We start from the raw sequence: 12,945 nt of genomic DNA, 5'->3' as shown, positions 1-12,945 counted from the left end.
CTAACTCCATGAATAAGCCTCAACACATTGATAAAGCGCATTTGATGCGGATGGCAACATACGCTTCTGTAGTGACTGCTATCACTTTGATAATAGCCAAGTTATTTGCCTGGTTCCTGACTGATTCGGTCAGTGTATTGGCCACATTAGTCGATTCTAGTTTGGATGTTTTGGCATCTATTTTAAATATGATTGCTGTACATCACGCATTACAACCAGCAGATAGAGAACATCGTTTCGGTCACGGCAAGGCAGAATCACTCGCTGGTCTCGGTCAATCAATGTTTATTGCGGGGTCTGCGGGCATCCTGCTACTCCAGGCTATAAATCGTCTGTTCAAACCCGAGGCAATGGAGCAGGGGATGACGGTGAGCCTAGCTGTAATGCTGTTTTCTATTGTAGCTACATTAGCATTAATGACATTCCAGAATTATGTCATCAGAAAGACGGACTCAACCGCAATTAAAGCGGATGCCCTTCATTACAAAACAGATTTGTTGGTGAATGGTGGTGTCATCCTGGCATTAGTGCTTAGCATCAATGGCTGGTATTTATCTGACCCTATCATTGCTATCGCAATAGCATTGTTTATTTTGCACAGTGCGTGGGGCATTGTGAAAGAGTCGATTGATTTACTCATGGATCATGAATTACCAGATGAAGAGCGGGAAAAAATTAGTGCATTGATATTGAATCATCCTCAAGCAAGGGGATTACACGATTTACGGACCCGGCGTTCAGGCACAACGGTCTTTGTACAACTTCATTTGGAGCTGGATGAAAGACTGACCTTAAGAGAAGCACATGAGATTGCCGATAAACTTGAGCATCAGATAGCTGACTTATTCGATGATGCAGAAGTGATTATCCATGAAGATCCGATTACTCATTTACCGCTAAAGTCATAACATAAAGTGAATACAATACGGTGACGATTTCGTATAATTAGCACACAACAATATTGAGGCCAGTACAATTATTACCTTTGATTTATCCACTCAAATAGCCATCGCTGTCGCGGTGTGTGTTCTACTATGTTTAGTGTTTGTGATTAAACATAAAAGAAAACGTTCACGTTATTCAAGAAAGCTGGAACGTTCATTACAATCAATAAAAAAGCAAGAAGCAAAATCTATTATTATTCCTGATGGTTTAGGTGGGGCGATAGAAATAGAACGCTTACTGCTGATTGAGCAAGGGTTATTGATTATTGAAACATATCCGATGTCAGGACATTTATTCGGTGCCGATCACATAGATCAATGGACACAAATTATCGACGGTAGAAGCTTCAAGTTCACCAATCCACTACATCGGATCTACAACACTAAACACGCGTTACAGTTATTAGCACCGAAAGTCCCAATCTTTTGCCGTATAGTCTTTTCTGAGAATAGTAACTTTCCTAAAGGTAAACCCAGCGAAGTCTCTGTTATCAGAACCTTAGATGAAGATTTGCAGGGGCTTGCTAAGGAACCAAGTGTAAATCAACTTGGAGAGATTGCATGGGAGCGTATCATTAGAATTGCTCGTACTGACGGCCAATCATTGTTGAGGGATGTCAAAATATAATGGAAACCAAACCACTTGTTCTTGCTATTTCATCTCGGGCTTTATTCGATTTGGATGAAAGTCATAGAATCTATGAAGAACAAGGCACAGAGGCTTATTGTAACTATCAAATCGAAAATGAAGATGTGCCTCTGTCACCTGGCGGTGCCTTTAGTTTAGTGCGTAAATTATTGGCATTGAATGATAACAATCCCAATACGCCTAAAGTTGAAATTATTCTGTTATCACGTAATTCTGCCGATACTGGACTACGCGTTTTTAATTCCATACAGCATCATAAATTAGCTATTACTCGTGCGGTATTTACATCAGGTAGCAGTCCGTACAGATATGTAGCGCCTTTTAACGCACATCTATTTTTATCAACCAGTCCTGAAGACGTGGGTATGGCGTTGGAAGCCGGTATTGCTGCCGCCACTATTCTGCCATCACATATCAGAAGTAATAATGACAGTGATCAGCTTAGAATCGCATTTGATGGTGACGCTGTTCTTTTTTCTGATGATTCGGAACGTATTTTCAAAGAAAAAGGCTTGAAAGCTTTCACTGAAAATGAGCAGCAGACCGCGCGTGAACCCTTACCCGGTGGACCATTTAAAGATTTCTTGATGGCACTGAATCAGATTCAGACTGAATACGGTGAGAATGCATCACCTATCAGAACAGCATTAGTCACAGCGCGTTCTGCGCCTGCACATGAACGTGTTATTCGTACTCTAAGAGCATGGGATATACGAATTGACGAAGCTATATTCCTGGGAGGAATGGATAAAGGCCCGTTTTTGAAATCATTCGGTGCGGATATCTTTTTTGATGACCAGGAAAAGCATTGTCAATCCGCTGTGGAACATGTTGCTACCGGACATGTTCCTCATGGTGTTGCAAATCAAAAAAAAGCGCAGGATTAACCTCTAGTGGTCAATGCATCGATATCTGATTGGATAAAACAACTCAGTGAAGAGGATATGCCAATCTTTGCTGGCACTGTGGCAAATGTCACCAAGGCTTTACATAGTGGTAAAAGTTCAGCATCAGATGTGGCTAATATTATTCTTCAGGATGCCTCTTTAACCAGTCGAGTTTTGAAAGCAGCCAATACCGTTCATTTCAATCCAACCAGACACAGCATCAGCACTGTTTCTCGTGCAGTAATGGTCATGGGGTTTGATCAAATAAAAGTCATTACACTGTCAATGGCGCTCATTGATAATCTGAGAGTAGGTGAACAACGCGCCCAGTTGATTCAAGAAATGGCTTTTGCATTTCATGCAGCTACTCAAGCACAAGAGTTTGCAAAACAGTTGAAGTTAGACGACGCCGAAGATATTTTTGTTGCGACCTTACTTTCACGTCTTGGCTATATGGCATTTTGGGCATTTGCTGGTGAAGAAAGCCTGACACTGTTGAATGAAATGCATGAAGGAATAGAGTCAACCAAGGCAGAGCTGAAAGTGTTGGGCTTCAGACTGACTGACTTAACAAAAACCCTCTGTCATGATTGGTCATTAGGCGAGTTACTTAATGACTATTTGAATAATCGCTTGTCGGCAAAAAATACCAAGGTTATTTCTCTGGCTGTTGATATTGCAACAACAGCACAGCAGGGATGGAAGCAGGTAGAGTTAGAAACAGTATCTAAGCGTGTGGCTCAAATTTGTGATGTGTCAGTTGAAAAAGCAAAAAAATTAGTTCTATCTAATGTGAACAAATCGAAAGAGCTGACAGTGCTATACGGAAGCGAACAAATCAGCAGGGCAATTCTGTTACCCGACCATATCGATGAAGCTGAAGCCTTACCAAAGCTTGATATTCCTGATGTTCTGAATGATTTTTCTGCTCCCGATTTTGACTATCTAATGAGAGTGTCACAAGAGATGACACAGGTACTACAAGAGCTGCCGCTACCATCAATCAGTATTGTCCTGGAAATGACGCTTGAAGGACTCACGCGCGGTTTGGGTATGGATCGGGCTGTGTTCATGTTGCTGAATGAAACACGAACAAAGTTAACCTGCAAAACAGGGCTAGGAAAACAGGTCGATGAGCTTAAACAGCAGTTAATTATTGATCTGGCTTCCAATCAGGTATTTAAAAGAGTAGTAGAGCAGCGTCAGTCTTTATTTCTAGAGAAAAGTAACGAAGACAATATTTCCAAACAAATCAGAGCCATGCTAGAAGGGTCATCGTATTTGCTCATGCCTGTAGTGGTAAAAAATAAAGTTATTGGCTTGTTTATGGCCGATCGAAGTTCGAGCAAGCGAGATATTTCTCAGCAAGAATTCATTGCATTTCAGCAGTTTTGCCAGCAAACGAACATGGGAATTAGTTTTTTAGCGATTCAAGGCTAGTTTTATCGAAATGTTATCGCTATAATAGCCGACTTCTTTCAGGCATCAGGCATGTCTGATAAATGATTATGCGAGAGTGGCGGAATTGGTAGACGCGCTGGATTTAGGTTCCAGTAGGGTAACCTGTGAGAGTTCGAGTCTCTCCTCTCGTACCATTACTACAATAGGCGGATGGCGAAACCGCCATGCCTAAATCCCCATGTTTGAGGTTAGAGAATGCAAGTTACTGTAGAAAACGTGAGCGAACTTGGTCGCCGTATGACCGTCACAGTCGAAGATGCCAATATCGAGCAAGCAGTACAGGAACGCCTTAAGTCAATAAGACCTAATGTGAAAATGGCGGGTTTCCGTCCCGGCAAAGTACCGATGAACATGGTCGCTAAAACACACGGACCATCTGCACGTCGTGAAGTTATTGACTCTCTTGTTCAGGAAAGCATGCGTGAAGCCTTCACCCAAGAAGGTGTTAATCCAGCTAGTCCTCCACATATCGATAGTATGGATGAAAAAGGCAGTAACTTTATCTATACCCTTAACTACGAAGTTTTCCCAGAAGTAGAAAGTGTCAAACTTGATGACATTACACTGGAAAAAACAGTTGCTGAAGTGACTGATGAAGATGTTGACCGTATGTTGGAAACGTTACGTGAACAACGTATGTCGTGGGAACCACTAAAACGTGGTGCGAAAGAAGGCGATGGCATTACCATTGATTTCGTTGGTACCATCGACGGTGAAGAATTCCAGGGCGGCAAAGGTCAGGATGTGTTACTCGAATTAGGCGAAGGACGTATGTTGCCTGAGTTCGAAGAACAATTAATTGGTAAAAAAGCCGATCAGGAAGTTGAAGTTACATTAACTTTCCCTGAAGATTATCGTGCAGAGCACTTACAAGGTAAAGAAGCTAAATTTGCTGTCACCGTCAAACAAGTTGCTAAGAAAAAATTACCTAAACTGGATAAAGAATTTGCTGAACTGTGTGGTGTCGAAGATGGCATCGCTGCACTGAAAAAAGAAGTCCGTGCCAATATGGAACGTGAACTGAAATCAGCATTAAAAACACTGAACAAACGTAAAGCTATGGATTCATTGGCCAAAAACAATGAAATTGCTTTACCGTCAGCCCCTGTTGAACGTGAAGCACAATATCTTGTTGAGCAAGCAAAAAACAATCTCCGCAATCAGGGCGTAAATGTTGAAGGTTTGCCTTTCAATCCTGACAATTTTAAAGAAAATGCAGAAAAGCGCGTTAAGTTAAGCCTTTTGATTGGTAAGATTATTTCTGATAACGAAATTCGTCCTGAGGAAGATCGCGTAAAAGAAGCTATTGACGCCATTGCGGCTAGCTACGAAGATCCAGAAGAAGTTGTTACCTTCTACATGAACAATCAAGAAAGACTGTCAGAAATTCAAATGACAGTTGTAGAGGACATGGTAGTTGAATGGATTTATGACCATGTTAAAGTAGAAGAGAGTACATCGACATTCTCAGACGTCGTTAATGCAGTATCTAACTAATTAACAACGCTGATATTGAATGCAGCCCGTACTCATGTGAAATGGGTATGGGCTGTTTTTTTATTGGGACCTTGAAATTAGGATGGTTATGACAAATAAATTTTCTGGTGAAGAAACCAGTATGATTCAAAACGCACTGGTGCCTATCGTCGTTGAGCAAACATCTCGTGGTGAACGCTCGTATGATATTTTTTCTCGTTTATTAAAAGAACGTGTCATATTTTTAGTCGGCCCTGTTGAAGATCAAATGGCTAACCTGGTAGTTGCCCAGTTGTTATTCCTTGAATCAGAAAATCCTGATAAAGACATCCATCTATATATCAATTCACCTGGTGGTGCAGTAACGGCTGGTTTAGCTATTTACGATACCATGCAGTTTATTAAACCTAATGTCAGCACATTGTGTATTGGTCAGGCCGCCAGTATGGGCGCGGTTCTTTTAGCCGGTGGTGCAGAAGGAAAGCGTTATTGTCTGCCTAATTCACGTATCATGGTGCACCAGCCATTAGGTGGTTTCCAGGGACAAGCTTCTGATTTTGATATTCACGCAAAAGAAATTTTGAGCATTCGTGATCGTTTAAACGGAATTCTTGCCAAGCATACTGGTCAAGATATAGAAGCAATTCGTAAAGATACTGACCGTGATAACTTCATGAACGGTGAACAAGCTGTCGAATATGGTTTAATCGACTCAGTATTAACAAGCCGACCTACAGAATAAGCAATCTCGGCCGATAAAATTTATAGATGACGGGTAAGGTAGTAAAAATATGAGCGACGACAAAAATAACGATGATAAATTACTTTATTGCTCTTTTTGTGGAAAAAGTCAGCATGAAGTAAAAAAATTAATCGCTGGTCCATCTGTATTTGTTTGTGACGAATGCGTCGATCTATGCAACGACATTATTCGTGAAGAAATGCAGGAAATGGCGACTGAAGAAGCCGAAAGTAAATTACCTACACCTCGCGAAATTAATGATGCACTAGATAATTACGTGATCGGACAAGAACGCGCTAAGCGTTACCTTTCTGTTGCGGTTTATAACCATTACAAACGTCTTCGTACGGCTAATAAAGATAACGACGTAGAACTGTCTAAAAGCAATATTCTTTTAATCGGGCCTACCGGTAGCGGTAAAACGTTATTAGCTGAGACATTAGCCAGACAGTTAAATGTGCCTTTTACTATGGCTGATGCTACCACGCTTACAGAGGCCGGTTATGTAGGGGAAGATGTTGAAAATATCATCCAGAAGCTACTGCAAAAATGTGATTATGACGTTGATAAAGCAGAGACAGGCATCGTCTATATTGATGAGATAGATAAAATTTCTCGCAAATCAGACAACCCATCAATTACTCGCGATGTGAGTGGTGAAGGTGTTCAACAGGCATTGCTGAAATTGATTGAGGGAACGATTGCCTCTGTACCACCACAAGGCGGACGCAAACATCCTCAACAAGAGTTCTTACAGGTAGATACAAGTAAAATTTTATTTATCTGTGGTGGTGCTTTTGCTGGTTTGGATAAAGTTATCAGAAATCGTACCCAAAAAGGTGGTATTGGCTTCTCTGCTGAACTAAAAAGTGTGGATGACAATAAGCCATTGAGTGAGTCATTACGGACAGTCGAGCCTGAAGATCTTATTCAATATGGTCTTATTCCAGAGTTTGTTGGTCGCCTACCGGTAGTTGCTACATTGGATGAGCTAGACGAAAAAGCATTGGTTCAGATTCTAACTGAACCTAAAAATGCACTAACTAAGCAGTATCAACAATTATTCAATATGGAAAATGCTGAACTTGAGTTCAGAGATGATGCATTAAGAGCTATCGCCAGAAAAGCTATGGAGAGAAAAACAGGCGCTCGTGGTTTACGATCTATCATTGAAAATGTGTTGCTTGATACTATGTTTGAGTTACCGTCAGCAGATAACGTTTCCAAAGTAGTGATTGATGAAAGTGTGATTGCTGGTGAGAACTCACCTATTTTGATTTACGAAGATCAAAGCACTGATATGGCCTCTGGCGATAAATAATCAGTTAACTATACCGTTGTATCTGCACATTAAATCAAGCATACGATTTCTGTATGCTTGATTTTTTATTGTCTGACCCCATATTGAATTCATGTCCTAAATTGGGTGTCTACAGACACATGTAAGAGGTTTGCCTTAATGGAAAATGAACTAACTACCACTTCAAACGATAACAACATAAAGGTTGTTCCTGTTTTACCTTTACGTGACGTTGTCGTGTATCCCTATATGGTGATACCACTTTTTGTTGGTAGAGATAAATCTATCAAAGCCCTTGAGTCGGCAACGGACGAAAGTAAACAAATCCTGTTGGTTGCACAGAAAGACTCATCCGAAGATACGCCTGATACAGATGGTTTGTATGAAACGGGGACGCTGGCAAATATCTTACAATTACTGAAGCTGCCTGACGGTACAGTTAAAGTACTGGTAGAAGGTGTACAACGTGCAAATGTGGTTTATTTCCATAATCACGACACGCATACAGAAGCCGAAGTGGCACCATTTATTGATGATATCGAAGATGACCGTGAAGCCGATGTTCTCATGCGAACGTTATTGGGTCAATTTGAACAATACGTCAAATTAAATAAAAAGATTCCACCTGAGGTGATTTCATCGCTTTCGAGTATCGAAGACGTGTCGCGCATGTCTGATACCGTTGCTGCACATATGACACTGAAGCTTGAAGATAAGCAAATGTTACTTGAGATGAGTGATGTAAAAGCACGCGTTGAGAAGTTAATGGCTTTCCTTGAAGGCGAGATTGATATTCAGCAGATTGAAAAACGTATTCGCAACCGTGTTAAAAAACAAATGGAAAAAAGCCAGCGCGAATACTATTTAAACGAACAGCTCAAAGCCGTTCAGAAAGAGTTAGGCGAAATAGACGAATCAGCAAACGAGACGGATGAGCTTGCTGCGAATATCGAAAAAGCCGGCATGCCGGCCGAAGCACGTGCAAAAGCGGAATCAGAATTGAAAAAGCTTCGCATGATGTCGCCAATGTCTGCAGAAGCGACTGTAGTTAGAAACTATATTGAATCGTTATTGGAAGTTCCTTGGAAAAAACGCTCAAGAGTGACTTTGGATTTGCACAAGGCTGAAGAGGTCTTGGATGAAGACCATTACGGTCTTGAAAAAGTCAAAGAGCGTATCGTTGAATACCTTGCAGTCCAGAAACGTGTAAAAAAATCAAAAGGTCCCATTCTTTGCTTGGTCGGTCCTCCTGGTGTGGGTAAAACATCGATTGCACAATCTATCGCGCGGGCGACTAATCGTAAGTTCACCCGAATGGCCTTAGGTGGTGTAAGAGATGAGGCTGAGATTCGTGGTCATCGCCGTACATATATAGGTTCTATGCCTGGTAAAGTCATACAGAATATTTGTAAAACAGAAGTAAAAAATCCTTTATTTCTGCTTGATGAAATAGACAAAATGGCTCAAGACTTTCGCGGTGACCCTGCATCAGCATTACTTGAAGTGCTTGATCCTGAGCAAAATTCAACGTTCGCCGATCATTATTTAGAAGTTGAATATGATTTATCCGACGTTATGTTTGTCTGTACTGCAAATACATTGAATATCCCCGATGCATTACGTGATCGTATGGAGATTATTCGTCTTGCGGGCTACACAGAAGATGAAAAACTCAATATCGCCATGAAATATCTTTTGCCTAAAGCGATTAAAGACAATGGTCTTAAAGCTGAGGAAATTCATATTCAGGAAGATGCCGTCATGGAAATTATTCGACGTTATACCCGGGAGGCTGGCGTACGTAATTTACAACGTGAAATTTCGAAAATCTGCCGTAAATTAGTGAAACAAATTATTACTGAGCAGCCAAAAGAAAAAGTTATCGTGACGGCCGATAATATCGAAACATACTTAGGTGTATATCACTATCAGTACGGTGTGGCTGAAGAAAGTGATCGTGTCGGTCAGGTAACCGGATTAGCCTGGACTGAAGTCGGTGGTGAGCTATTAACGATTGAATCAGCTATTATGCCAGGCAAAGGTAAGTCTGCTTATACCGGTAAATTAGGTGATGTTATGCAGGAATCTATCCAGGCGGCTACAACGGTTGTTCGGTCTCGTTCAACAGAGTGGGGCATTAGTGAAGATTTTCTTCAAACACATGATCTTCATATCCACGTACCTGAAGGTGCTACACCGAAAGATGGTCCAAGTGCTGGTATTGGTATGTGTACCGCATTAGTCTCGGCTATCACTGGCATTCCTGTCAAAGCGAATGTAGCTATGACGGGTGAAATTACGCTGCGTGGTGAAGTATTAGCCATTGGTGGACTAAAAGAAAAACTGTTAGCTGCTCATCGAGGTGGAATAGATACAGTATTAATTCCTCACGATAACGTTAAGGATTTGAAGGAAATTCCTGAAAATGTTAAACAAGGTTTAACCATCATTCCTGTTAAATGGATCTATGAAGTGCTCGATGTTGCCTTACAGCATATGCCTTCAGCCAATAACGAAACGGGAGTTATTGCCTCTGATAAAAATAAGTATCATGAGGTAAACTCACCCAATCATCATTAATCACTGGAGCAAGCAATGACACTGGTACAAAAGCAACGCTTGATAGGGGCTGCCTTATTACTCTTTGTTATCGGTGTTATTGCTTGGTTATTATTAGCTTCTGTTGCAAAGAATGATATCGACGATATCGTGGATAAGCCAATTCCTTTTGATTCCATCATTGAGCCTTTAGATGATGAACCGGAACGTGTTGAACCGCCCGTGACACCTCAGGAGGTTGCACCGACTACGCAGTCAGATGACACATCAGTAAATAAAGACAATGAAAAGCTGACTGAAAAGGAACATACTGCTCCTGCTCCTGCTCCTGCTCCTGCTCCTGCTCCTGCTCCTGCTCCTGCTCCTGCTCCTGCTCCTGCTCCTGCTCCTGCTCCTGCTCCTGCTCCTGCTCCTGCTCCTGCTCCAGCTCCTGCTCCAGCTCCAGCTCCAGCTCCAGCTCCAGAAAAGGCTGCAGAACAAAAAAATGAGATTTTATGGGTTTTACAATTAGCCAGCTTTGGCGTACGTGATAATGCAGATGCATTATCAAAAGAACTGGAGTCCATGGGATACAATCCATTAATTGAAATTGTGAAAACGGATAAAAACCCGATTTACCGTGTTCGTCTACAGCCTGTGGCTGATCGCGATAAATTAGAAAAAACAGCAAAAATGCTCAGCGAGAAACTCAAGTTATCTACGCAAATTTTGCAATATCAACCTTAATCTTTGTGTCTAAAACAGACAATGAAATATAACTGTAAAAATACTGGGTTGTTGTTGGTTAATCTGTTAAAATTCACGGTTTAGATCGCAGCTCGTTGCGGGGTAACTATGGTTTGGGTTGACTATCTGATAATAGGTCTGATTTTTTTGTCGGCCGCTATCAGTATCGTCCGGGGCTTTATGAAAGAAGTGCTTTCATTAGCTAGTTGGATTTTAGCTTTCTGGGTAGCCATACTTTTTTACTCGAATCTGTCTACCTTATTAGCTGACTATATATCGACACCATCCATACGATTATTTCTGGCTTTTTTTGTCTTATTTGCAGTGACATTGATTCTTGGCGCTATGGTCAATCACCTAATATCTCAAGTTGTTGAAAAAACCGGGCTTACCGGTACTGACCGTGCTTTGGGTATTATCTTTGGTTTGATACGAGGTGTCGCCATTGTCACTATCTTGGTTCTAGCTGCTGGTGCGACACCAATGCCAGCAGACAGTTGGTGGCAAAACTCTATCTTGCTAGAGCATTTCATCAAACTAGCGGTTTGGGTGCGTGATCTGTTACCAGCAGATATCGCTCAACATATCAACTACAATTAACTTCCTGACAGGGCAAACTATGTGCGGAATTATTGGTATTGTGGGTCATTCTGAGGTTAACCAGGCCTTATATGATGGATTGACCGTACTGCAACATCGAGGACAGGATGCTGCTGGAATTATGACTTGCGACGATGATGGCAAGTTTTTCCTACGTAAGGATAATGGACTCGTTAAAGATGTTTTCCACACCCGTCATATGATTCGTCTTAAAGGCAAGATGGGGATTGGTCATATTCGCTATCCCACTGCAGGTTGTTCAACCTCAGCTGAGTCACAACCATTTTATGTGAACTCACCCTTTGGTATTGCTCTGGCACATAATGGCAATCTAACCAATACAAAAGTATTGAAAGACGAATTGTTCCAGACGGACCGTCGTCATCTCAACACTGATTCTGATTCTGAAGTGCTACTCAATGTGCTGGCTCATGAATTACAAAATAGTTCTAAGCTGACACCACTGCCTGAAGACATTTTCAAAGCCGTTGCTCAAGTGCATCGTCGTTGTAAAGGCGCTTATGCCGCTGTTGCGATGATTTCTGGTGTTGGTGTGATGGCATTTCGTGATCCATACGGTATTCGCCCAGCTGTCATTGGTAAACGTGAAACAGCGCAGGGGACTGAATATGTTGTGGCTTCTGAGAGTGTCGCTGTTGATATCCTGGACTATGAATTAGTTCGTGATATTGAGCCAGGTGAATGTGTTTTTATTGATAGAAAAGGCAACTTTTATTCTCAACAGTGTGCTGATAATCCCATCAAGTCGCCATGTATTTTTGAATATGTTTATTTTGCCAGACCTGATTCTATGATGGACGGCATCTCTGTTCACAAAAGTCGGATGCGTATGGGGACAAAACTGGCCCATAAAATTAAACGTGAGTTTCCGGATCATGATATTGATGTGGTTATCCCGATTCCAGATACAAGCCGTAGCGCTGCATTGCAGTTATCATACGATCTAGGCGTGGTGTATAGAGAAGGTTTTATCAAAAATCGCTATATAGGCAGAACGTTTATTATGCCTGGACAAACCATGCGTAAAAAATCTGTCCGTCAAAAATTAAATGCGATTGATTTGGAGTTTAGAGGGAAAAATGTACTGTTAGTCGATGACTCTATTGTTCGTGGCACAACATCACAGCAAATTGTTCAGATGGCAAGAGATGCGGGCGCTAATAAAGTCTATCTGGCTTCAGCAGCCCCACCGGTTCGTTTCCCGAATGTCTATGGTATCGATATGCCATCTGCAAATGAGTTTGTGGCACATGACAGAAGTGTCGAAGAAATTTCCAAGGAACTTGGCGTAGATTGGCTTGTTTATCAGGATCTGCCAGATCTGGTCTCAGCTATTAATAAAAAGAGCGATGTTGAACGCTTTGATACCTCTTGTTTTGATGGGGAGTACATCACGGGAGATATTGATGCCAATTATCTATATTACATCGATGCGATGCGAAATGACCTCAGTAAACAGACATCTGATAAAAGTAATGCTGTAATTGAGCTACATAACAACTAAGATTATGAAGCCATATACGTATCCACTTTGCTGTTTTTCGATATTTCTTATATAATCCCGTCGATTATGCACCAGC

General features: G+C 41.4%; 11 protein-coding genes and 1 tRNA gene. All 12 read left to right on the top strand.

Annotated elements, in window-relative coordinates; all coding sequences use genetic code 11:
- The first annotated feature begins 44 nt into the window (after positions 1–44).
- The 12 genes from MAMP_RS06230 (at position 45) to purF (ending at position 12,869) form a co-directional block, all read left to right on the top strand.
- Positions 45–908, top strand: a complete 864-nt coding sequence (locus tag MAMP_RS06230) for a cation diffusion facilitator family transporter (protein WP_040576219.1) — start codon at positions 45–47, stop codon at positions 906–908.
- Between the two features lie 139 nt (positions 909–1,047).
- Complete coding sequence (locus tag MAMP_RS06225) at positions 1,048–1,572, top strand: nuclease-related domain-containing protein (RefSeq protein ID WP_237701195.1); 525 nt, start codon at positions 1,048–1,050, stop codon at positions 1,570–1,572.
- Positions 1,572–2,480, top strand: coding sequence for a 5'-nucleotidase (locus MAMP_RS06220; protein ID WP_007145155.1), 909 nt, complete (start codon positions 1,572–1,574; stop codon positions 2,478–2,480). The genes MAMP_RS06225 and MAMP_RS06220 overlap by 1 nt, the downstream gene beginning before the upstream one ends.
- Before the next feature lie 6 nt (positions 2,481–2,486).
- Positions 2,487–3,920, top strand: coding sequence for an HDOD domain-containing protein (locus MAMP_RS06215; protein WP_007145154.1), 1,434 nt, complete (start codon positions 2,487–2,489; stop codon positions 3,918–3,920).
- A gap of 70 nt (positions 3,921–3,990) precedes the next feature.
- A tRNA-Leu gene (locus tag MAMP_RS06210) sits at positions 3,991–4,075 on the top strand.
- A gap of 61 nt (positions 4,076–4,136) precedes the next feature.
- Positions 4,137–5,438, top strand: a complete 1,302-nt coding sequence (gene tig / locus MAMP_RS06205; RefSeq protein WP_007145153.1) for a trigger factor — start codon at positions 4,137–4,139, stop codon at positions 5,436–5,438.
- 88 nt (positions 5,439–5,526) lie between these two features.
- Positions 5,527–6,159, top strand: coding sequence for an ATP-dependent Clp endopeptidase proteolytic subunit ClpP (gene clpP / locus MAMP_RS06200; protein ID WP_007145152.1), 633 nt, complete (start codon positions 5,527–5,529; stop codon positions 6,157–6,159).
- A 49-nt stretch (positions 6,160–6,208) separates the two neighbouring features.
- Positions 6,209–7,480: an ATP-dependent protease ATP-binding subunit ClpX gene (gene clpX, locus MAMP_RS06195; protein WP_007145151.1), complete on the top strand. Its 1,272-nt coding sequence runs from the start codon at positions 6,209–6,211 to the stop codon at positions 7,478–7,480.
- Positions 7,481–7,618: 138 nt separating this feature from the next.
- On the top strand, positions 7,619–10,039 hold the full coding sequence (gene lon / locus MAMP_RS06190; protein ID WP_007145150.1) for an endopeptidase La: 2,421 nt from the start codon (positions 7,619–7,621) through the stop codon (positions 10,037–10,039).
- 15 nt (positions 10,040–10,054) lie between these two features.
- Positions 10,055–10,744: an SPOR domain-containing protein gene (locus MAMP_RS15880; protein WP_007145149.1), complete on the top strand. Its 690-nt coding sequence runs from the start codon at positions 10,055–10,057 to the stop codon at positions 10,742–10,744.
- A 108-nt stretch (positions 10,745–10,852) separates the two neighbouring features.
- On the top strand, positions 10,853–11,344 hold the full coding sequence (locus MAMP_RS06180) for a CvpA family protein (protein WP_007145148.1): 492 nt from the start codon (positions 10,853–10,855) through the stop codon (positions 11,342–11,344).
- A 19-nt stretch (positions 11,345–11,363) separates the two neighbouring features.
- Positions 11,364–12,869, top strand: a complete 1,506-nt coding sequence (gene purF / locus MAMP_RS06175) for an amidophosphoribosyltransferase (protein ID WP_007145147.1) — start codon at positions 11,364–11,366, stop codon at positions 12,867–12,869.
- Positions 12,870–12,945: the final 76 nt, after the last annotated feature.

This window comes from Methylophaga thalassica MP, assembly GCF_000214595.1.
GTDB lineage: Bacteria > Pseudomonadota > Gammaproteobacteria > Nitrosococcales > Methylophagaceae > Methylophaga > Methylophaga thalassica.
Note: the sequence above shows the minus strand (reverse complement) of the source record. Positions and strands in the feature narration are given on the sequence as shown.